Origin of the sequence: Streptococcus infantis, assembly GCF_001579645.1 — a bacterium.
Lineage (GTDB): Bacteria > Bacillota > Bacilli > Lactobacillales > Streptococcaceae > Streptococcus > Streptococcus infantis_E.
Genome location: NZ_KQ970818.1, coordinates 55,263 through 74,862 on the forward strand (window position 1 = coordinate 55,263; position 19,600 = coordinate 74,862).

Genomic DNA, 19,600 nt, shown 5'->3' on the forward strand with positions numbered 1-19,600 from the left:
TAACACCAATTGTTGGTTTGATAAAAATACTCTGGTTCCTAATCTCTTTCGCCTTCCAATTACTGTTCTATAGAATTCTTTTCAAGATCATAGATTGGTTTTTCAAACTTCTCTGATGATCATGGTAAGGATAAGACTTTGAGGTTTTACTAGGAAAAGTCTATATAATTAGAAATAATGAAATTATACGAAATAAACTAGCAAGTCTTCTACTGCTAGTTTTTTAATCTTTGCCCTTGTGGTATAATAAAAAAGAAAAAACTGTTAGAGAATATGATGGAGGTTCTCATGGACAATATAATCGATGTATCAATTCCAGTTGCTGAAGTGGTAGATAAGCATCCAGAAGTTTTGGAAATCTTAGTAGAGCTTGGTTTTAAACCTCTTGCAAATCCCTTGATGCGTAATACTGTAGGGCGAAAAGTTTCGCTCAAACAGGGCTCAAAGCTTGAAGGGACTCCTATGGATAAGATTGTGCGTACGCTTGAAGCAAATGGTTACGAAGTGATCGGGTTAGACTAATGACAGATGAACGTATTCATATCCTGCGGGATATTTTATTAGAATTGCATAATGGAGCCTCTCCAGAGTCCGTTCAGGAACGCTTTGATGCGACCTTTACTGGTGTATCAGCTATCGAGATTTCTCTTATGGAGCATGAGTTGATGAACTCTGACTCAGGCGTAACCTTTGAAGATGTCATGGAACTCTGTGATGTTCATGCCAATCTCTTTAAAAATGCTGTTAAGGGCGTAGAAGTTGAAGATACCGAGCATCCTGGTCACCCTGTGCGTGTCTTTAAGGATGAAAATTTAGCCCTCCGTGCTGCTATGATTCGGGTCCGTAGATTGCTCTCGACTTATGAATCTGTGGACGATGATGAGATGCTCGCAGAGGTTCGCAAAGGCTTGGTACGTCAGATGGGGCTTGTTGGTCAATTTGATATTCACTACCAGCGCAAGGAAGAGCTCTTCTTTCCTATTATGGAACGTTATGGCCATGATTCACCTCCCAAAGTTATGTGGGGAGTGGATGATCAGATTAGGGATCTCTTTCAAACAGCCTTAGTGGCAACTAAGGCGCTCCCAGAAGCGCCAATTTCCGCCGTAAAGGAAGCTTTTGAAGCTTTTGCGACAGAGTTTGAAAGTATGATTTTTAAGGAAGAATCAATCCTTCTCATGATTCTGCTTGAATCCTTTACCCAGGATGACTGGTTTCAGATTGCTGAGGAAAGTGATGCCTATGGATATGCTATTATCCGTCCGTCTGAGAAATGGGTTCCTGAACGTCAACGTTTTGTTGAGGAAAAAAGTGTAGAAGAACCAAGTCAGTCAGAAACTGTAGATGGACAAGTTCAGCAAGTGATTGATACTCCAGAGGGTCAGTTTACTATCACCTTCACACCTAAGGAAAAGGAAGCGGTAGTAGATCGCCATAGTCAACAGGCTTTTGGTAATGGCTATCTCTCAGTCGAGCAGGCTAATCTTATTCTCAACCATCTGCCAATGGAAATTACCTTTGTTAATAAGGATGATATTTTCCAGTATTACAATGACAATACGCCAGCAGATGAGATGATTTTCAAGCGGACACCTTCTCAAGTCGGGCGCAATGTTGAGCTTTGTCACCCGCCCAAGTACCTTGATAAGGTAAAGACCATTATGAAAGGTCTTCGTGACGGGGTCAAGGACAAGTATGAGATGTGGTTCAAGTCCGAGTCACGAGGTAAGTTTGTCCATATCACCTATGCTGCAGTACACGATGAAAATGGAGAATTTCAAGGTGTATTGGAGTATGTTCAGGATATCCAGCCTTACCGTGAGATTGATACAGACTATTTCCGTGGATTAGAATAAGGAGAAAAAATGAGTTACGAACAAGAATTTATGAAAGAATTTGAAGCCTGGGTTAATACCCAGATCATGATTAATGATATGGCTCTCAAGGAAAGCCAAAAGGTCTATGAAGAAGACCAAGATGAGCGTGCTAAAGATGCTATGATTCGCTATGAAAGCCGCTTGGATGCCTACCAGTTCTTGCTAGGCAAATTTGAAAACTTCAAGGCAGGCAAGGGGTTCCATGAATTGCCGGAAGGTTTATTTGGTGAGAGACATTATTAAGAGCTATAAAAAAAGTGTGGTCTATAAACCGCACTTTTTACATATGATGGGTATGCTTGGTAATCCATTGTTCTGTTTTTATTTTTAACCAAAATGAATAGATTCCAAGAGTGATAATCGTCAGTAAGAACCATTTGATCCAATTTCCAAATAACTGGGCGCCAGTTCCATCAAAATATAAACGTTGACCATCGATGACAGTATGTCGGACTTTCCAATCTTGCATAAAACAAACGGCCCAAGGTGTGGCAATTCCTAGAGTTAAGCTGATGATGAAAAAAGCGACAATCGAGTGCCCGATAAAGCTGAGTAATCCACCGTCAAAATAACTTTCTTTGTTCATATAGAATCTCCTTAGAATTTTATGGATAAGTAAATCGTTACTTTGAGGTGTTGTACCATAGGAGGAGATAGGAGTCAATATTTCTTGAAATGAGGAACTATAGTTCAAACGAAAATAGCATTCACGATTTGTCCTACTTATCTTTTTGTGTTACAATGTTAGCATGAAAACGAAAAATATCATTAAAACAGGTTTGGCATTAGTAGGCCTCGGAGCACTTGCTTTCGGAGCTAAGAAAGTAACCGATGACCATAAACTCATGAAAACGCAGGAAGAGTTGACCGCTATTGTGCGTGACTCCTTTTCAGAGATGGGTGAGATAGCGACTCTCTATGTCCAAGTCTACGAAAGTAGCCTAGAACGTCTCGTCGGTGGTGTCATTTTTGAAGATGGTCGTCACTATACCTTTGTCTATGAAGATGAAGATCTCATCTATGAGGAGGAAGTCTTATGATTTCTCCTAAGAGTATCGAAGAACTAGCTAATCTAGTTGAACAGGATGGCAAGAAGGTCTTCCTTTTTATTGCGGATTGGTGTGGCGATTGTCGTTATATCTACCCTGCTTTGCCAGAGATTGAAGAATCAAATCCAGAGTTTACCTTTATACGAGTAGACCGTGATGAGTACATGGAACTAGCTAAACTTTGGGATGTTTACGGGATTCCAAGTCTTGTTGTTTTAGACAAGGACAAGGAGATTGGGCGCTTTGTCAATCGTGACCGTAAAACCAAGGCACAAATTAACGACTTTTTAGCAGGATTAAAATAGGAGAAAAGAAAGAATGATTTTTACATATAACAAAGAACATGTTGGTGATGTCCTTATGGTCATCGTGAAAAACAGTGGCGATGCCAAACTAGATGTTGAACGTAAAGGCAATGTGGCGCGTGTTTTCCTAAAGGAAACAGGTGAAACTGTTGCTTGGAATATTTTTGAAGTTTCTAGCTTATTCGAAATTGAGGAACGTGGCCAAGTATTCTTGACAGACGACCAAGTAGCTCATTTGAACCAAGAATTGCAAGCTCAAGATTTTACCGAAGAGATTATCAATGACAAGGAACCGAAATTTGTGGTTGGAGAAATTGTAGAGATGGTGGCACATCCAGATAGTGATCACTTGAACATCTGTCAAGTTGCTGTTGGGAATGACAAAACAGTACAAATCGTGGCAGGTGCTCCAAATGCGCGTCTTGGTTTGAAAACCATTGTTGCTCTTCCAGGAGCTATGATGCCAAAAGGCAATCTCATTTTCCCAGGGGAACTTCGTGGTGAAAAGAGTTTTGGGATGATGTGCAGTCCTCGTGAACTTGCCTTACCAAATGCTCCACAAAAGCGTGGCGTCATTGAATTGTCAGAAGACCAAGTTGTTGGTACTCCATTCGACCCAGCAAAACACTGGACAGCTTAAATTTGTTAAGTTAGATAGGAGAAAGTAAGATGGCAAAAAATGTTGTGATCACAGGTGCAACATCAGGTATTGGTGAAGCAATTGCGCGTGCCTATCTAGAAAAAGGTGAGAATATCGTTCTCACAGGGCGTCGAACAGAAAGACTTGAAGCTCTCAAAACTGAGTTTGCAGAATTCTTTCCAAATCAAAAAGTTTGGACCTTTCCCCTTGATGTGACCGATATGACAATGGTTAAAACTGTTTGTTCAGAAATTCTTGAAGCAGTAGGTTCGATTGATATTTTAGTTAATAATGCCGGGCTGGCTTTAGGCTTAGCTCCCTATCAGGACTATGAAGAGTTGGATATGCTGACCATGCTGGATACCAATGTTAAGGGCCTGATGGCTGTTACTCGTTGTCTCTTGCCTTCTATGGTGACTGCAAATCAAGGCCATATCATTAATATGGGTTCAACCGCAGGTATTTACGCTTACGCTGGTGCAGCAGTCTATTCAGCAACCAAGGCTGCAGTCAAAACATTTTCAGATGGACTACGGATTGATACCATCGCAACGGATATCAAGGTGACGACTATTCAGCCAGGTATTGTAGAGACTGACTTTTCTAAGGTCCGTTTCCATGGAGATGAGGAACGGGCTGCAACGGTCTATCAGGGACTCGAAGCCTTGCAGGCACAAGACATCGCAGATACTGTAGTTTATGTGACCAGTCAGCCACGTCGTGTGCAAATCACAGATATGACCATCATGGCCAATCAACAAGCAACTGGATTTATGATTCACAGAGATTAATATTATTTAAAAAAGTTACAAATTTTGTAACTTTTTTTGATTTCCTTCGAATAGATAAGTAGGAGGATGAAAAAATGTATAATAAAATTATTCTTATTGGAAGAATCGTGGCAACACCAGAATTGCACAAAACCAACAATGATAAGTCCGTTGCACGAGCAACTATCGCAGTGAATCGCCGTTATAAAGATCAAAATGGGGAACGTGAAGCAGACTTCATCAATATTGTAGTATGGGGCAAGCTTGCTGAAACCTTGGCGAGTTATGGAAGCAAGGGTAGTCTCATTTCTGTGGATGGGGAACTTCGTACCCGTAAGTTTGAGAAAAATGGGCAGACCAACTATGTAACAGAAGTTCTCTGTACAGGTTTCCAACTCTTAGAAAGCCGTGCCCAACGTGCTATGCGTGAAAATAATGCAGGACAAGACTTAGCAGATTTGGTCTTGGAAGAAGAGGAACTTCCATTTTAATATCAATCAAATAGAAGAGCTGGTTCGCCTATAGACCAGCTTTTTTCTATTGTTTTTATGGTATTGTTCGGAAATTAATTCTTAAATAGGTCAAATAAATGCACTTGTACAATAAAATCAAGCACTTTTTTTGAAAAAGTAGTAGAATAAAGTAATATATATTCAAAATTTTCAGAAAAGGAATGAAATTTGACGAAAAATAAAGAGAAAATAGAATTGTTGAAATGGCTGATAAAGCGTCTATTACTGCTGATTCCAGTGGTCTGTGTTCTCTTATGGGTTTTCGGCCGTTGTCAAACAAGTGGCATCAAGGATCAGACTAAAATTGGTGTCACCTATATGACCATGAACAATGGGTTCTATAAAAGTATTCATTCGGAAATTAGTCGAATTGCCGATGAAAGAGGAGCTCTTGTTTATGTCCGAGATCCAGAATTGGACGAAGAAAGACAGAGCCAACAGATTGATGATTTTTGTGCTCAAAAAGTTGATATGATAGTGATCAATCCGGTCAAGGGGGATAGCCAGTCAATTTTAACTGCTCTTGAAAAAGCTAGAAAACAAGGAATTAAAATCATTGCGGTCGATACCCAACTGAAGAATTTTAAGCCAGATGCAAGTATTGTATCCGATAACTACCAAGCGGGAGTATTGATTGCTAAAGAGTTGATGAAACGTTCTTCTAGTGCTCGGGTCCTCCTTTTGGAACATAAGGGGACTGTTTCAGCAGATACGCGGATTCAGGGCTTTAAAGACACTATTGAGGGGCACAGTTCTTATCAGATTGTATCGGAACTGGAAACCAAGGGGCAAACGGAAATCGCCATGCCGGCTGTCCAGAATTTTTTACAATCAGGGGTTGAAATTGATACCTTGGTTGCCTTAAATGATCGCTCAGCTATAGGAGCTCTGGCTGCAATTAAGGAGCAAGGAATAACTTACCCCGTTGCGATTTATGGAATCGATGGTTCACCAGATATGAAATCTTTGTTGCACTCGACGGATGATGTTGTGGGGACCGTTGCTCAGTCCCCTTTGAAGATGGGAGACCGCGTGATGGAGGTTATTCAAGATATTGTTGAAGGGAAGAGCTATACCAAAGAGGTGAGCATTCCAGTTGAAATGATGACAAAGGAAAACATTGATCAGTTTGATGTGAATGGGTGGCAGTAATGAGAAAGTTTAGAGGTGTTCGATACAGTTTGGCCATTCTTATGGTCGTCAATTTTATCGCTGTTATGCTAAACAGTATCATCTATCTTCAAGCAACCAACTATATCATAGCTCAACGCCAAGCCTCTCTATTATTAGAGCGTCTAGAGCGTATTCCCTTTGCTCCATCTACGACTTTTTGGTTGTCTGCAGTTTTGTTTGCTGGGATTGCTTTGATATCGATGAGTCGATATCTGCCTCAAACGAGTCGATGGTCTATTTTTGATAAGAGGAATATTCTGGAGATTCTCCTGATGCTGCTTCTGATGTGGGTTCAAAATGTAGCTTATAACGGGCTCATTCTCTTGGTTTTTGCGGATATCTTCTATGGTTCCAAAGAGTTGAATACCAAGAGAGATCGGAAGTATTGGTTTGCCTTTATCCTAGTGAGCTTCTTGATGCTCCTTGTGACAAATTCAGATGTCTTTTCGCTTTTCTTCCCGATTCCGTCCTTAGATGTCTATATTCATTTTTATCCTGAATCTATTCGCATTCTGGCCTTTTTCTTAAAGAATTCCCTTTATGCCTCGAATATGGTATTCTTCATTATTTCACTTTTGTTTTATATTATGAACGTCCTTGCGGAGAACCACGAAGTAGAGGAAGAATTGGCCATGGTGTCCAAGGTTAATACGGAGTTGAACAATTATATGGCCTTGTCTGAGAAGATTGCAGAGGATCGGGAGCGTAAGCGGATTGCTCGTGAGATTCATGATACTCTGGGGCACGCACTAACAGGCATCTCAGCAGGTTTAGATGCTGTTGGGGTCTTGATCGATATCGATCCAAATCGGGCAAAAGAGCAGGTGAAAAACGTATCAGAAGTGGTCCGTGAAGGAATCCAAGATGTGAGAGGTTCTCTTAATCGTCTTCGTCCGGGAGCCCTTGAGGGACGAACTCTCAAAGATGCTTTAGAAAAGACCATCCGCGAGTATCAAATTCTTTCCAACTTACAAGTTGATCTAAACTATGAATGGGTAGATGTCGATATGGATGTCATGATTGAAGATACGATCTTTCGTGTGATTCAAGAGTCTATGACCAATGCGGTTCGCCACGGTCACGCCAGCCAACTAAAACTCCATTTTTTTGAGGATAAAGAGAATTATTTGATCGCTTTGCAAGATAATGGAGTTGGGTTTAAAACCTTAACTTATGGTTATGGACTCAAACAGATGATGGAGCGTATTTCCATACTAGGAGGACAGCTTCAATTTGAAAGTCGCGATGGATTTTTCACACGTGTCAGTTTACCAAAATATAAAGAAGGGAGATAAGATATGGTGATAAAAGTAATGGTGGCAGATGACCAAGCCTTGATTCGAGAATCTTTGAAAATTATTTTGTCGGCTCACTCCGACATCGAAGTGGTAGCTACAGTGGAAGATGGGAATCATGTCTTGTCCAGCATTCCACAGACGCATCCGGATCTGATCCTGATGGATATTCGGATGCCAGGCATGGATGGGGTTTTGGCTACAAAAGAAGTAAAAGAACACTATCCGGATATCAAAATTATTATTTTAACAACTTTTGACGATGATGAATTTATCTATAGTGCACTCAAGTATGGTGCTTCAGGATATCTCTTAAAGGGAGCCTCGACAGAAGAGCTCTATGAGGCTATTAAGGTGGTGCATCAGGGTGGAGCTATGATCAATCCCAATATCGCAAGCAAGGTCTTTCAGATCTTCTCTCAAATGGCCAAATCGAATTTCTCTATTGCTGTGGATGAGGACAATGTCAAGGATTTGAGCACGACAGAATGGCGAATTATTCAAGAAGTCGGCTATGGCGAGTCAAACAAAGAAATTGCTGCAAAACTCTTCTTATCAGAAGGAACTGTGCGCAATTACTTATCAACGATTTTGGCGAAATTAAACCTAAGAGATCGAACGCAATTAGCAATTTGGTCAGTTCAAACAGGAGTGACTAGACGCGATTTTTCAAAAGGAAATACGGAATGAAATTAAACCGAAAGCATCTTTGTTGGGGAATCGTTCTCCTTTTTGTGGTCTCTGTGAGTACTGGTTTTTATTGGTGGAAACAACAACCGATCGTGCTCCATATAGGCGTTTATGCAGGATCTAGTTGGGATGTACCGACCAGTCAACGCTCCCATGCTTTGGATCTTGCGATTCAAAAATTTGAAAAGTCCCATCCTAATGTCCGTGTGGAATATGAAAATGGGATTCCACAGTCGGATTATTCAGACTGGCTCTCAGAAAAGATTGTTTCAGGAAAGACGCCGGATGTGTTTATGGTATCTGAGCAAGATCTGTCCTTATTGGCGGCGCGTGGCGTTCTAGAAAAGTTAAATGGCTATATGAATCAAGAAGACCAAGCTGCTTTTTATCCTGTTGCATTTGAATCAGGTGTCTATCAGGGGCAATCCTATGCATTACCTTATGAAAGTAATCCTATTTTGATGTGTGTCAATAAAGATTTGCTGGACAAAGAAGGCATTGAGGTTCCCAAGGAAGGTTGGAGCTTGGAAGAGTTCTATACAATTTGTAAAAAACTAACCAAAGATACCAATGGAGATGGTCAATTGGATCAGTTTGGGAGTACAGAATATACCTGGAAAGAAGCTTTGGCAGCAAATGGGGGTAGTCTTTTTCAAGGAGGGATGCTCAAACTTACGGCTCCAGAAGTCAAAGAGTCTTTGACTTTTTTACAAAAATTGGAAGAGTTGAATAAGAACTATAAGGTGAGTTCCAAAGATTTTGACCAGGGGAAAGTCGCTTTTTATCCCATGACTTTGGCTCAATATAGAACCTATAAACCTTATCCTTACCATGTTTCAAAATATTCAAACTTCACCTGGACCTGTATCCCTATGCCTGCTAAGTCAAAAACTACCATGGCGACTTTGGTTACGACGACTTCTTTTGCCATGTCTGCTCGGACCCCTCATTCCAAGTTAGCTTGGGAATTGATGCAAGTGTTGACAGAAGATCCAGAAATTCAACAACTCCTCTTTGATCAATCTCAAGGGATTTCCGTTATGCCACAGGTGGTCCAAAGTCAGTCTAGTAAAGATCTTTTACAGGTAGATGATTTTGGCACGGATTCCTTGACCAATCAGACCTTGAATCGTATCATGGAACAAGCTGTTGAAAGTAGTCCCAAGAATGTCTCTAAAGAAATGTTGGAAAAGCTGGACTACTTGATTGGCAATGCTTTGCGCGATCAAGATGTCGAGAACCGCTTGCCTCAAATTCAGAGGGAAATTGAAAGTAGTCTTCAGGTAGGAGTTTAAAGAAAAATAAGATGACATTGTGTCAAGTGACAGATGTCATTTTTTTGTTGCTAAATGTCATGTTTATCATGTGACATTTGACAATGTAAAAGCGCTTCCAAATATTCTACAATAGAGTCAAATAAAGGAGGTGTAGCAAAATGAAATATCTCATTTTAGTCAGTCATGGTGGATTGGCAGAAGGACTAAAAACATCGCTAGCTATGTTTGCTGGTGACAAGATGAATCAGGTCATCGCAGTTGGACTTAAAGAAGGAAAATCGGTCGATGACTTTGCAGTTGATTTTAGAGAGAGCATTTCAGAATTGACAGCAGATGATTCTGTGCTGGTCTTGGCAGACATTGTAGGTGGTAGTCCATTAACCACGGCAACCACTGTCCTAGAAGAAGTCGGAAAGCTAGATGGAGCTTTGATCCTTGGTGGGATGAACCTGACCATGGCCTTGACAGCAGTTGTGATGAAGGATGTGTTGGATGGAGACGATTTGTCAGCAACTATCTTATCAGAAGCAAAATCTGCACTACAACCTTTTGAAGTTTCAGCCACTAGTGCTGAAGAAGATGATGACGATATTTAATAGGGAGGTACCTTATGGTAGTAACATTTGTACGGATTGATGATCGCATGATTCACGGTCAAACAGTCACACGCTGGGCAAAAGAAAAACCATGTGATGGTTTGATTGCCGTAAACGATGCAGCAGCATCAAACAAGGTTTTGATCCAAGCTTACAAAGGCGCATCAGACAAGAAAACCTTTGTATGGACAAAAGAAGCCTTTAAAGAAAAGTCAGCAAAAGTAACGGAATCTGACAGTCGGTACTTCTTGATTACCAAAAACCCAATCGATATGAAGGAAATTTTGGTGGATCAAGGTTTTGTCCCAGGAGATGTTAAAGAAATCATCGTTGGCCCTGCAAATGATAGACCTGGTGCAGTGAAATTGGGCAATAACCAATCCATCACCCAGGAAGAAGCAGAAGCCTTTCAGGCAATTCAGGCAGCAGGTTACAAGGTTAAATTCCAATTGTTGCCGGATGTTTCAATTGGTTACTGGGATGATTTCAAATCTAAATTTGGTTTTTAAACCTAACAGTTTTATTAGTTAGGTAAATAAATTTACAAACATAAGGAGCGTTTGTTATGACAATTTCATGGATTCAAGCAATCTTGCTTGCTGTTTTCGCCAGCTTGTCTTCAATGCCTGGTATGGGAGGTTCCAGTATCGGGAACTATACACTCGGTCGTCCCTTGATCGGTGGGTTGATTTCAGGTTTAATTCTTGGAGATGTGACAACTGGTATTATGGTCGGGGTTGCCCTTCAAGTCGTTTATATCGCCTTGGTAACACCTGGTGGAACCGTATCTGCCGATGTTCGTGCCATCTCTTATATCGGTGTTCCTCTTGCTATCTTGTTTGTGCATGCAAATCACATCACAGACGAAGCTGGAATTGCCGCAGCTGCAGCCCCAATCGGTGCGGCCGTTGGGACAATCGGTACTGTTCTTTTCTACGGTACAGCTACAATGAACTTGCTTTGGCAACACATTGGTTGGAAAGCCGTTGAAGAAGGAAACTTCAAAAAACTCTACGCAGTTGACTGGATTTATCCTTGGATCTCTCACTTCCTCTTCTCTTTCCTTCCAACTATGATTATCACCAAATATGGTGAAAACATGGTTGATTTGATGAAACTTTACCTTCCTATGGATGGTTTCTGGATGAAAGCCCTCTTTACAGTTGGAGCCCTTCTCCCATGTGTCGGTATTGCTATCTTGTTGAAACAAATTGTTACAAAAGCAACTGACTTCATTCCATTCTTTGTTGGATTTACCTTGGCTAAATCTCTAGGATTGAACTTGGTAGCTAGTGCGGTTGTTTCATTGATCTTTGCAGTAATCTACTACGAACTTGAAGTAATCAAATCTATGAAAGCTGCTCCAGCTGGGGTTGTTTACGTAGACGATGATGAGGAGGATATTTAAAATGGCTGATAGAAAGAAAATTTCAAAGAAAACATTAGCAAAAGCATTTCATCATTGGTATTATGGTCATTTGACTTGTTTCTCTCAAGAACACATGCAAACCTTCGGGTACTTGACTTCTATGCTTCCAATCGTAGAAGAAATGTATGATACAAAAGAAGAACAAAAAGATGCCATGCAAACCTATACTGCCTTCTTCAATACTGAACCACAACTTGGCTCTCTCGTTGTAGGGATTACGGCTGGTTTGGAAGAAGCGCGTGCAAATGGAGATGCAGTGGATGGTGAAACCATCAATGGTATGCGTGCCGGTTTGATGGGGCCAATCGCTGGTATCGGTGACTCTTTGGTCGTTGGGACCTTGATTCCAGTTCTTTTGGGGATTGCCCTCGGTCTCTCTAAAGGTGGTAACATCGCTGGTGCTATCTTCTACATCGTTGTATGGAACCTCTTAGTATACTTTGGTATGCGCTTTGCCTTCTTTAAAGGGTATCAATTAGGGGATAAAGCCGTTGAATTCCTAGTAGGACCAAAAGGACAAGCACTTCGTAAAGCAATCAGCGTTGTCGGCGGTATGGTTATCGGTGCGGTAGCAGCAACTTGGGTATCTGTTACAACAGCTCTTCAATTCGAGAATTCTGAAGGAAAAGTCTTCTTAAATATCCAAGAAAAGATTGATGGTGTTTATCCAGGTCTCTTGACAGCAACTTTCATCACTATTTGCTGGTGGTTAATGTCTAAGAAAAAAGTTTCACCAAACAAAGTTATGTTGCTTCTAGTTGTTGTCGCTTTGGTCGGTGTTGCTCTAGGTATCTTTGACCCACATCTTAATTACTAAGCTCAAGAAAAGCACATATTTACTAGTAGAAAATTTTGAGAATGAAGTAGACTAACCTCCTTCTCTTACCCTTCATTCTCAATTTTTGTCAGGAGGATCCTCATGGTTACAAAACAAGAACTTGTTAATGGATATGAAACAGAAATTAAGTATCAACGTCATATGATTGAAAATCTTGGCCGTTGGTTTAGCTTACTCTTTATCATTGCCAGTATAGGTATGGTCTTAATTTTTCTCTTTCATAAAAGCTTCCTCCCAATCTTAATGTTCGGAATTTTACTTGCCTTAGTTGGAATATTGGGAATGGTGGTTTTTGGATATGGTATCTATCGAGGACGTATCAATCTCCAAAAAGTCGTCGATGATTTTAATCGAAAGTTAATAATTCTAAAGTGATCTTTAAGGAACATCTCATTCATTTTGAGGTGTTTTTTTCTTGACTATTTCTGACTAAGTGATACAATAGAACTATGGTTTAGCACTCGTTCGTAAAGAGTGCTAACAATATGATTATGTTATGGAGGAAAACAGATGTTGAAACCATTAGGGGACCGTGTGGTCTTGAAAATTGAAGAGAAAGAACAAACAGTCGGAGGCTTTGTCCTCGCAAAATCAGCCCAAGAAGAAACGAAAACAGCTACAGTAGTGGCTACTGGACAAGGTGTTCGCACCTTGAACGGTGATTTGGTTGCCCCAAGTGTAAAAGTTGGAGATCAGGTTTTGGTTGAAGCTCATGCAGGTATCGAGGTCAAAGATGGTGACGAAAAATATGTCATCGTGGGTGAAGCTAACATCTTAGCAATCGTTGAAGAATAATAGGAGGAAGTAAGTATGTCAAAAGAGATTAAATTTTCATCTGATGCACGTTCAGCAATGGTCCGTGGTGTTGATATCCTAGCTGATACTGTTAAAGTAACCTTGGGACCTAAAGGCCGTAACGTCGTTCTTGAAAAATCATTCGGTTCACCATTGATTACCAATGACGGTGTAACCATCGCTAAAGAAATCGAACTAGAAGACCATTTTGAAAATATGGGTGCTAAATTGGTGTCAGAAGTGGCTTCTAAAACCAATGATATCGCTGGTGACGGGACAACTACTGCAACAGTATTGACCCAAGCTATTGTTCGTGAAGGAATCAAAAACGTTACGGCTGGCGCAAACCCAATCGGTATCCGTCGTGGGATTGAAGCAGCAGTTGCAACTGCTGTAGAAGCCTTGAAGAACAATGCCATTCCTGTTGCCAACAAAGAAGCTATCGCGCAGGTTGCTGCTGTCTCTTCTCGTTCTGAAAAAGTTGGTGAGTATATCTCTGAAGCCATGGAAAAAGTTGGCAAGGATGGAGTCATCACAATTGAAGAATCACGTGGGATGGAAACAGAGCTTGAAGTTGTAGAAGGAATGCAATTTGACCGTGGTTATCTATCACAGTACATGGTCACTGACAATGAAAAAATGGTTGCAGACCTTGAAAATCCATACATTTTGATTACAGATAAGAAGATTTCAAATATTCAAGAAATCTTGCCACTTTTAGAAAGTATTCTTCAAAGCAGTCGTCCCCTCTTAATCATTGCAGACGATGTTGACGGTGAAGCTCTTCCAACTCTTGTTTTGAACAAGATCCGTGGAACATTCAACGTAGTTGCTGTTAAGGCGCCTGGATTTGGTGACCGTCGTAAGGCTATGTTGGAAGACATCGCGATCTTGACAGGTGGTACAGTCATTACAGAAGATCTTGGTCTTGAGTTGAAAGATGCTACTATCGAAGCGCTTGGTCAAGCGGCTAAAGTGTCTGTTGATAAAGATAGTACAGTCATTGTAGAAGGTGCAGGTAATCCTGAAGCGATTGCTAACCGTGTAGCTGTCATCAAGTCTCAAATCGAAACAACAACTTCAGAATTCGACCGTGAAAAACTCCAAGAACGCTTGGCCAAATTATCAGGTGGAGTTGCTGTTATCAAGGTAGGGGCTGCAACTGAAACAGAATTGAAAGAAATGAAACTTCGTATCGAGGATGCCCTCAATGCGACTCGTGCAGCTGTTGAAGAAGGTATCGTTGCAGGTGGTGGTACTGCCCTTGTTAATGTTATCTCAGCTGTCGCTGCCTTGGAGTTAGAAGGTGATGAAGCAACAGGACGTAACATTGTTCTTCGTGCCTTGGAAGAACCTGTACGTCAAATCGCTTACAATGCAGGTTATGAAGGTTCAATTGTTATTGATCGTTTGAAAAATGCAGAGCTTGGAACAGGCTTCAATGCTGCAACAGGTGAATGGGTCAACATGATTGAAGCAGGAATTATCGATCCTGTTAAGGTTAGCCGTTCAGCCCTTCAGAACGCAGCTTCAGTAGCAAGTTTGATTCTAACAACAGAAGCAGTCGTAGCGAATAAACCAGAACCAGCTGCACCAGCGCCAGCTATGGATCCATCAATGATGGGTGGCTACTAAGAAATAAATAAAAACAGGTAGAAACGAGAATTTTCTACCTGTTTTTTAGATATTACTAAAAAAGAGGAAGCTCAGCCTCCTCTTTTTACATTCAATTAATTATGGTTTGATAACTTCAGCTCCACCCATGTATGGACGAAGAACTTCTGGAATGGTCACAGAACCATCTTCGTTTTGATAGTTTTCAAGGATAGCAGCGACTGTACGTCCAACAGCAAGTCCAGAACCATTCAAAGTATGAAGAAGTTTAACCTTACCATCGGCTTCATCACGGTAACGGATTTGGGCACGACGAGCTTGGAAATCTTCTGTATTTGAACAGCTTGAGATTTCACGGTAGGTATTTTGCGCAGGGATCCATACTTCCAAGTCATAAGTCTTAGCAGCTGAGAAGCCCATGTCTCCTGTAGAAAGAGCAACTACTCGATATGGAAGGTTGAGTTTTTGAAGGATGTTTTCAGCGTTGGCTGTCATCTTTTCTAGTTCTTCGTATGACTCTTCAGGTTTGGCAAATTTCACCATTTCTACCTTGTGGAATTGGTGTAAACGAATCAAACCACGAGTATCACGACCAGCTGAACCAGCTTCAGAACGGAATGATGGGCTCATAGCAGTAAAGTAGATTGGCAAGTCTTTTCCGTCAAGAATTTCATCACGGTAGTAGTTGGTCAGAGGAACTTCAGCTGTAGGAATGAGGACGTAGTTCGTATCTTTCAATTCAAATGTATCTTCTTTGAATTTTGGATATTGACCAGTACCGAACATAGAATCATGGTTAACCATGTAAGGTGTGATGACTTCAGTGTAACCTTCTTTTCCATGCTCATCCAACATGAAGTTGTAGATAGCACGTTCCAAACGAGCCCCAAGTCCTTTATAGAAGAGGAAGCGCGCTCCAGTTACCTTTCCACCACGTTCCCAGTCAAGAATACCAAGATCTTCACCTAGATCCCAGTGAGCTTTTGGTTCAAAGTCGAACTCGCGAGGAGTTCCCCAACGGCGAACTTCTACGTTATCGTCTTCGTCTGCACCGATAGGAACGCTGTCAGCGGGGATGTTTGGAAGAGTTGTGGTAAATTCTGTCAATTTCGCATCGATTTCTGCCAATTCAGCATCAAGAGCTTTTACCTCTGCAGAGAGGGTTTGCATAGCAGCAATCTTATCATCTGCATTTTCCTTGTTACGTTTAGCTTGTGCAATCTCAGCAGAAACTGTGTTACGTTCAGCCTTGAGGGTTTCAACCTTAACCAAGATGTCACGTCGTTTGGCATCGATTTCTTTCATCTCGTTCAAGATAGCAGCATCTACACCACGTGTAGCTAGTTTTTCTGCGACAGCATCAAAGTCTGTACGAATACGTTTGATATCTAACATATAAACTCCTTTATGAAAAAAGCACACCTGACAAAGCGTTGGAGTGGCAGGGCCACGGTTCCATCCAACTTCACAGGTGTGCACTTGATTCTGTATTTGATTTAAAACAACGGTAGAATTTCAATTAAATCTTCTATCTGCTCGCAGCACCCGCAGACTTTCTGAAAGAAGGAAGTAACCTACTTATCCGTTTCTATGATTATACTAAACTTTCTATTTTTTTGCAAATAGATTTTTAATTTTTCGACCAATGATTTGGACTAAGGTAGGAAGTTTGACTACCTTGTCATTTCCCAATTTTTCACGAGCTATTTTAAGTATTTTTCCAGAGTCTTTTGAGGCGAAGAGAAATTTTCCTTGATCTGTAAAGACTTCAAAATGACGACTAACCTTGCGGCCTGAAACATTGGCTCCGATTTGATTAATGCTGGACCATGGGATTTGAATATAGTCCTCGACATTACGATCTGCGTAAAATTCTAGGGCATGATCTCCGACCAGAAATTTTCCAACCTTTCCTGTAATGGAGAGATAGGAGGTTCCAGTTGTTTGCAAGTCGACGACCTTATTGAGGGATTGTGCCATGTTTAGTCTTCCTTATTTTCGCCGAAAAATGCTTGGTAGAGAGCTTTAAGAGCGGCTTTTTCTTGGTCTTTGTGGACAACAAACATGATAGAAACTTCACTAGAACCTTGTGACATCATTTGGATGTTGATGTTGTTTTCAGATAAGGCACGAGTGGCTGTAGCAGTTACCCCAATATGACGCTTCATTTTTTCCCCAACAATCATAATGATAGAGAGGTCGTGTTCGATTTCAGCGTGGTCTACCTCTGCTTTTTGGACTAACTGACGAAGGATTTCTTCTTCCTTGATAGGAGTTAATTCTCGTGAACGTAGAATGATAGACAGGTCATCGATACCAGTTGGCATATGTTCCCAACCAATATTAAGGTCCTCAAGAATCTGAAGAACTTTACGACCAAAACCGATTTCGCGGTTCATCAAATACTTAGACATATTAATGCTGACAAATCCTGAATCACCAGCAATTCCCACAACTGGAAATTCATCACTACTGTGTTTTAGAACGATACGAGTACCTGGATGCTCAGGATTGTTGGTATTTTTGATAACCAGAGGAATTTTCCCACGGTAGGCTGGTAGAAGTGCTTCATCGTGTAGTACAGAGAACCCTGCATAGGCCAATTCACGCATTTCACGGTAGGTCAATTCTGGGATAGAGTGTGGCTTATGGATAATACCAGGGTGAGCTGCAAAGATTCCATCTACATCAGTAAAGTTTTCATAGAGATCAGCCTTGACACCAGCAGCGATGATGGAACCAGTAATATCTGATCCCCCACGTGAGAAGGTACAAATTTGATCTTCTTTCGTAACACCGAAGAAACCAGGGATAACAAGAACTTCAGTTGAATTTGTCAATTCCTCGATTTTATCATAACTAGATGGGATGATTCGCGCATTTCCAGGCTCACTAGTAACTACAATTCCAGCTTCTCTAGGATGAACATAACGCGCCTCCAAGCCATTTTGGTTAAAGTAGGCTGCAATCAATTTGGCATTGTTATTTTCTCCAGCTGCTAGAAAGGTATCATAGAGAAACTTATTATCTTCAATTGGAAGAGTAGCTAGAGAGCGAATGCTTTTTGAAATTTTGTCTAAAACGGCTGGTTTAAGACCTAATTCGCTAACCATAGCAGCATAGCGATCAATAATCCAGTTTTGGCTTTTGCTAATGTCATTTCCAGCTACATAGTCGCGGTAGTATTTAATCAAGGCATCTGTCACCTTAGTATCTTCAGAATTGCGTTTACCAGGGGCAGATACAACCACAAAACGACGTTCTGGATCACTTTTGACAATATTTAAAACTTTTTCTAACTGACTAGCAGAGGCAAGCGAGCTTCCACCAAATTTAACAACCTTCATAAGAACTCCTAAAGTAAGTATTTTATACGATTATAGCAGAAAGAGGGGCTTTTTTCAATCTGGAAAATTACCTATATAATTGTTTGAAAGTCTCATCAGGAAAGCTTATAATAAAGGTGTAGGAGGAAAGACTCTTCTAATGAAAGGAGTTGGGGGAAGATGATTAAAAGAGTAGTTTGTTTAATCTTACTAGTCCTTACCTTCGTGATGATTCCTACAAATATCGGAGCAAGTTCTCAACCTCTTCCCAGTGGTCGTTTGACCGGAGAAGAATTAGCGATAGAATATGCTCAGGAAGGTCAGATTTCAGTTGAGAGGGCTAAAATTATCTTATCTATCAGCTTGTCAGATAGTAAGGCAAGGACCTATCGAATTCTCTCTGAAAAGATTATCGTCAATCCTGACTATGAAGCTAGAGTCAAGTTTTATTGTCGAACAGATGAAAGTGGACAATTTAGAGGAATCACGAAACTCTTAGCTACAAGTCTGGTTAACAAGGACGGAAATAAGGAAGCTCCTTTTACAGGAAATCTTTTTGCCTACCTTGAAGATCCAAATCGTATTTTTTACATGGTTTCAGGAGAATTCTACTATAAAGGCTCCAACAAAGAACAGCTTTATCAGAGAGAAGGAGGACGAATGCTTGAAGTGATTTATGATTTCATGGATGATACAAGTACTGGTTTTCCTTCATTTTTAGAGAATAAACTAAGCTTTTAAAAATCGGCCGATACATTTTTGGTCGATTTTTCTCTTGTTTAATAAATCAAAAAAAGATATAATTTGAAAATAAAATAATTTAATCTTCGTTGTAAATTTAAAGGAGTGGTTATGAATCATATTCTCTATCAAGTTCAAGACGATTTAGCGATACTAACTTTAAATCGTCCTGAGGTGGCCAATGGTTTTCATATTCCTATGTGTCAAGAAATTCTAGAAGCATTGGAATTAGCTGAAAAAGATGCTTCGGTTTCGTTTGTTCTCATCAATGCTGCTGGCAAAGTCTTCTCTGTTGGGGGCGATCTAGTAGAAATGAAACGTGCTGTCGAAGAGGATGATATTGCCTCCCTCACCCAAATTGCGGAGTTGGTAAATACGATTTCCTATAAGATTAAACAAATTCCTAAACCAGTCATTATGGAGGTGGATGGAGCAGTTGCTGGAGCTGCGGCTAATATGGCTTTAGCAGTTGATTTCTGTATTGCTTCTGACAAAGCTAAATTCATCCAGGCCTTTGTAGGCGTGGGCTTGGCTCCAGATGCGGGTGGTTTATTCTTACTGACACGATCACTTGGTGCGACTCGGGCAACGCAATTAGCTATGACTGGTGAAGCTTTCACAGCAGAAAAAGCACTGGAAGCTGGAACTGTCTATCGTATGTGTGCGAGTGAAC

Annotated in this window: 25 protein-coding genes; 21 read left to right on the top strand and 4 right to left on the bottom strand. The window is 40.8% G+C overall.

Annotated elements, in window-relative coordinates; genetic code table 11:
• Nucleotides 1-288: 288 nt before the first annotated feature.
• The 3 genes from SINDD18_RS00340 to SINDD18_RS00350 are packed head-to-tail and all read left to right on the top strand — an operon-like array spanning nt 289 to nt 2,120.
• On the top strand, nt 289-522 hold the full coding sequence (locus tag SINDD18_RS00340; RefSeq protein ID WP_000368739.1) for a DUF1858 domain-containing protein: 234 nt from the start codon (nt 289-291) through the stop codon (nt 520-522).
• Nucleotides 522-1,856 carry a DUF438 domain-containing protein gene (locus SINDD18_RS00345; RefSeq protein WP_061862686.1) on the top strand — a complete coding sequence of 445 codons (1,335 nt, stop codon included), beginning with the start codon at nt 522-524 and terminating at the stop codon, nt 1,854-1,856. Before SINDD18_RS00340 ends, SINDD18_RS00345 begins: the two co-directional genes overlap by 1 nt.
• 9 nt (nt 1,857-1,865) lie before the next feature.
• Nucleotides 1,866-2,120: a DUF1912 family protein gene (locus SINDD18_RS00350; protein WP_061862687.1), complete on the top strand. Its 255-nt coding sequence runs from the start codon at nt 1,866-1,868 to the stop codon at nt 2,118-2,120.
• A 37-nt stretch (nt 2,121-2,157) separates the two neighbouring features.
• Here SINDD18_RS00350 and SINDD18_RS00355 read toward each other — a convergent pair whose 3' ends face one another.
• The gene (locus SINDD18_RS00355; protein WP_061862688.1) at nt 2,158-2,463 is read right to left on the bottom strand and encodes a DUF898 family protein; all 306 of its coding nucleotides are present in this window, start codon (nt 2,461-2,463) and stop codon (nt 2,158-2,160) included.
• A 163-nt stretch (nt 2,464-2,626) separates the two neighbouring features.
• Here SINDD18_RS00355 and SINDD18_RS00360 point away from each other — a divergent pair, with 163 nt between their 5' ends.
• The 16 genes from SINDD18_RS00360 to groL all read left to right on the top strand — a co-directional run bounded on the left by SINDD18_RS00360 (nt 2,627) and on the right by groL (nt 14,881).
• Entirely contained in the window at nt 2,627-2,917 is a 291-nt protein-coding gene (locus SINDD18_RS00360) for a DUF4651 domain-containing protein (protein ID WP_061862689.1), read from the top strand.
• The gene (locus SINDD18_RS00365; protein WP_061862690.1) at nt 2,914-3,231 is read left to right on the top strand and encodes a thioredoxin family protein; all 318 of its coding nucleotides are present in this window, start codon (nt 2,914-2,916) and stop codon (nt 3,229-3,231) included. The genes SINDD18_RS00360 and SINDD18_RS00365 overlap by 4 nt, the downstream gene beginning before the upstream one ends.
• A gap of 13 nt (nt 3,232-3,244) precedes the next feature.
• Nucleotides 3,245-3,871 (top strand): YtpR family tRNA-binding protein, encoded by a 627-nt coding sequence (gene ytpR, locus SINDD18_RS00370; protein ID WP_061862691.1) that lies wholly within the window; start codon nt 3,245-3,247, stop codon nt 3,869-3,871.
• A 29-nt stretch (nt 3,872-3,900) separates the two neighbouring features.
• Entirely contained in the window at nt 3,901-4,662 is a 762-nt protein-coding gene (locus SINDD18_RS00375) for an SDR family NAD(P)-dependent oxidoreductase (protein WP_061862692.1), read from the top strand.
• A 74-nt stretch (nt 4,663-4,736) separates the two neighbouring features.
• Entirely contained in the window at nt 4,737-5,132 is a 396-nt protein-coding gene (locus tag SINDD18_RS00380; protein ID WP_061862693.1) for a single-stranded DNA-binding protein, read from the top strand.
• Between the two features lie 189 nt (nt 5,133-5,321).
• A complete protein-coding gene (locus tag SINDD18_RS00385; RefSeq protein ID WP_061862694.1) occupies nt 5,322-6,305 on the top strand; it encodes a substrate-binding domain-containing protein in 984 nt (327 codons plus the stop codon).
• Entirely contained in the window at nt 6,305-7,621 is a 1,317-nt protein-coding gene (locus tag SINDD18_RS00390) for a sensor histidine kinase (RefSeq protein WP_061862695.1), read from the top strand. Before SINDD18_RS00385 ends, SINDD18_RS00390 begins: the two co-directional genes overlap by 1 nt.
• 6 nt (nt 7,622-7,627) lie before the next feature.
• Nucleotides 7,628-8,311 carry a response regulator transcription factor gene (locus SINDD18_RS00395; protein ID WP_006147185.1) on the top strand — a complete coding sequence of 228 codons (684 nt, stop codon included), beginning with the start codon at nt 7,628-7,630 and terminating at the stop codon, nt 8,309-8,311.
• Entirely contained in the window at nt 8,308-9,606 is a 1,299-nt protein-coding gene (locus SINDD18_RS00400; protein WP_061862696.1) for an ABC transporter substrate-binding protein, read from the top strand. The genes SINDD18_RS00395 and SINDD18_RS00400 overlap by 4 nt, the downstream gene beginning before the upstream one ends.
• Nucleotides 9,607-9,746: 140 nt before the next feature.
• Nucleotides 9,747-10,184, top strand: coding sequence for a PTS sugar transporter subunit IIA (locus SINDD18_RS00405; protein ID WP_061862697.1), 438 nt, complete (start codon nt 9,747-9,749; stop codon nt 10,182-10,184).
• Nucleotides 10,185-10,198: 14 nt separating this feature from the next.
• Nucleotides 10,199-10,693 carry a PTS system mannose/fructose/N-acetylgalactosamine-transporter subunit IIB gene (locus SINDD18_RS00410; RefSeq protein ID WP_000261775.1) on the top strand — a complete coding sequence of 165 codons (495 nt, stop codon included), beginning with the start codon at nt 10,199-10,201 and terminating at the stop codon, nt 10,691-10,693.
• Between the two features lie 56 nt (nt 10,694-10,749).
• Nucleotides 10,750-11,592, top strand: coding sequence for a PTS mannose/fructose/sorbose/N-acetylgalactosamine transporter subunit IIC (locus SINDD18_RS00415; protein ID WP_061862698.1), 843 nt, complete (start codon nt 10,750-10,752; stop codon nt 11,590-11,592).
• Complete coding sequence (locus tag SINDD18_RS00420; RefSeq protein ID WP_033586897.1) at nt 11,576-12,430, top strand: PTS system mannose/fructose/sorbose family transporter subunit IID; 855 nt, start codon at nt 11,576-11,578, stop codon at nt 12,428-12,430. The genes SINDD18_RS00415 and SINDD18_RS00420 overlap by 17 nt, the downstream gene beginning before the upstream one ends.
• A 102-nt stretch (nt 12,431-12,532) precedes the next feature.
• Nucleotides 12,533-12,826: a hypothetical protein gene (locus SINDD18_RS00425; RefSeq protein WP_061862699.1), complete on the top strand. Its 294-nt coding sequence runs from the start codon at nt 12,533-12,535 to the stop codon at nt 12,824-12,826.
• A 135-nt stretch (nt 12,827-12,961) separates the two neighbouring features.
• Complete coding sequence (gene groES, locus SINDD18_RS00430) at nt 12,962-13,246, top strand: co-chaperone GroES (protein ID WP_049530110.1); 285 nt, start codon at nt 12,962-12,964, stop codon at nt 13,244-13,246.
• A 15-nt stretch (nt 13,247-13,261) separates the two neighbouring features.
• Nucleotides 13,262-14,881, top strand: coding sequence for a chaperonin GroEL (groL, locus tag SINDD18_RS00435; RefSeq protein ID WP_061862700.1), 1,620 nt, complete (start codon nt 13,262-13,264; stop codon nt 14,879-14,881).
• Between the two features lie 99 nt (nt 14,882-14,980).
• Here groL and serS read toward each other — a convergent pair whose 3' ends face one another.
• The 3 genes from serS to SINDD18_RS00450 all read right to left on the bottom strand — a co-directional run bounded on the left by serS (nt 14,981) and on the right by SINDD18_RS00450 (nt 18,207).
• On the bottom strand, nt 14,981-16,255 hold the full coding sequence (gene serS, locus SINDD18_RS00440) for a serine--tRNA ligase (RefSeq protein ID WP_000884217.1): 1,275 nt from the start codon (nt 16,253-16,255) through the stop codon (nt 14,981-14,983).
• A 213-nt stretch (nt 16,256-16,468) separates the two neighbouring features.
• A complete protein-coding gene (locus SINDD18_RS00445; RefSeq protein ID WP_061862701.1) occupies nt 16,469-16,840 on the bottom strand; it encodes a DUF956 family protein in 372 nt (123 codons plus the stop codon).
• Nucleotides 16,841-16,842: 2 nt separating this feature from the next.
• Complete coding sequence (locus SINDD18_RS00450) at nt 16,843-18,207, bottom strand: aspartate kinase (RefSeq protein ID WP_061862702.1); 1,365 nt, start codon at nt 18,205-18,207, stop codon at nt 16,843-16,845.
• Between the two features lie 159 nt (nt 18,208-18,366).
• Between SINDD18_RS00450 and SINDD18_RS00455 the strand changes: the two genes are divergently transcribed.
• Complete coding sequence (locus tag SINDD18_RS00455; protein ID WP_061862703.1) at nt 18,367-18,927, top strand: hypothetical protein; 561 nt, start codon at nt 18,367-18,369, stop codon at nt 18,925-18,927.
• A gap of 111 nt (nt 18,928-19,038) precedes the next feature.
• A partial coding sequence (locus SINDD18_RS00460; RefSeq protein WP_061862704.1) for an enoyl-CoA hydratase occupies nt 19,039-19,600 on the top strand: 562 nt, incomplete at its 3' end.

Bases quoted from the DNA above. Each gene is read 5' to 3' on its own strand.
- serS (WP_000884217.1), bottom strand. From the start codon at position 16,255: ATGTTAGATATCAAACGTATTCGTACAGACTTTGATGCTGTCGCAGAA.
- SINDD18_RS00380 (WP_061862693.1), top strand. From the start codon at position 4,737: ATGTATAATAAAATTATTCTTATTGGAAGAATCGTGGCAACACCAGAA.
- SINDD18_RS00450 (WP_061862702.1), bottom strand. From the start codon at position 18,207: ATGAAGGTTGTTAAATTTGGTGGAAGCTCGCTTGCCTCTGCTAGTCAG.
- SINDD18_RS00390 (WP_061862695.1), top strand. From the start codon at position 6,305: ATGAGAAAGTTTAGAGGTGTTCGATACAGTTTGGCCATTCTTATGGTC.
- SINDD18_RS00360 (WP_061862689.1), top strand. From the start codon at position 2,627: ATGAAAACGAAAAATATCATTAAAACAGGTTTGGCATTAGTAGGCCTC.
- SINDD18_RS00400 (WP_061862696.1), top strand. From the start codon at position 8,308: ATGAAATTAAACCGAAAGCATCTTTGTTGGGGAATCGTTCTCCTTTTT.
- SINDD18_RS00355 (WP_061862688.1), bottom strand. From the start codon at position 2,463: ATGAACAAAGAAAGTTATTTTGACGGTGGATTACTCAGCTTTATCGGG.
- groES (WP_049530110.1), top strand. From the start codon at position 12,962: ATGTTGAAACCATTAGGGGACCGTGTGGTCTTGAAAATTGAAGAGAAA.
- ytpR (WP_061862691.1), top strand. From the start codon at position 3,245: ATGATTTTTACATATAACAAAGAACATGTTGGTGATGTCCTTATGGTC.
- SINDD18_RS00415 (WP_061862698.1), top strand. From the start codon at position 10,750: ATGACAATTTCATGGATTCAAGCAATCTTGCTTGCTGTTTTCGCCAGC.
- SINDD18_RS00455 (WP_061862703.1), top strand. From the start codon at position 18,367: ATGATTAAAAGAGTAGTTTGTTTAATCTTACTAGTCCTTACCTTCGTG.
- SINDD18_RS00350 (WP_061862687.1), top strand. From the start codon at position 1,866: ATGAGTTACGAACAAGAATTTATGAAAGAATTTGAAGCCTGGGTTAAT.
- SINDD18_RS00365 (WP_061862690.1), top strand. From the start codon at position 2,914: ATGATTTCTCCTAAGAGTATCGAAGAACTAGCTAATCTAGTTGAACAG.
- SINDD18_RS00340 (WP_000368739.1), top strand. From the start codon at position 289: ATGGACAATATAATCGATGTATCAATTCCAGTTGCTGAAGTGGTAGAT.
- SINDD18_RS00445 (WP_061862701.1), bottom strand. From the start codon at position 16,840: ATGGCACAATCCCTCAATAAGGTCGTCGACTTGCAAACAACTGGAACC.
- SINDD18_RS00425 (WP_061862699.1), top strand. From the start codon at position 12,533: ATGGTTACAAAACAAGAACTTGTTAATGGATATGAAACAGAAATTAAG.
- groL (WP_061862700.1), top strand. From the start codon at position 13,262: ATGTCAAAAGAGATTAAATTTTCATCTGATGCACGTTCAGCAATGGTC.
- SINDD18_RS00420 (WP_033586897.1), top strand. From the start codon at position 11,576: ATGAGGAGGATATTTAAAATGGCTGATAGAAAGAAAATTTCAAAGAAA.
- SINDD18_RS00405 (WP_061862697.1), top strand. From the start codon at position 9,747: ATGAAATATCTCATTTTAGTCAGTCATGGTGGATTGGCAGAAGGACTA.
- SINDD18_RS00410 (WP_000261775.1), top strand. From the start codon at position 10,199: ATGGTAGTAACATTTGTACGGATTGATGATCGCATGATTCACGGTCAA.
- SINDD18_RS00345 (WP_061862686.1), top strand. From the start codon at position 522: ATGACAGATGAACGTATTCATATCCTGCGGGATATTTTATTAGAATTG.
- SINDD18_RS00375 (WP_061862692.1), top strand. From the start codon at position 3,901: ATGGCAAAAAATGTTGTGATCACAGGTGCAACATCAGGTATTGGTGAA.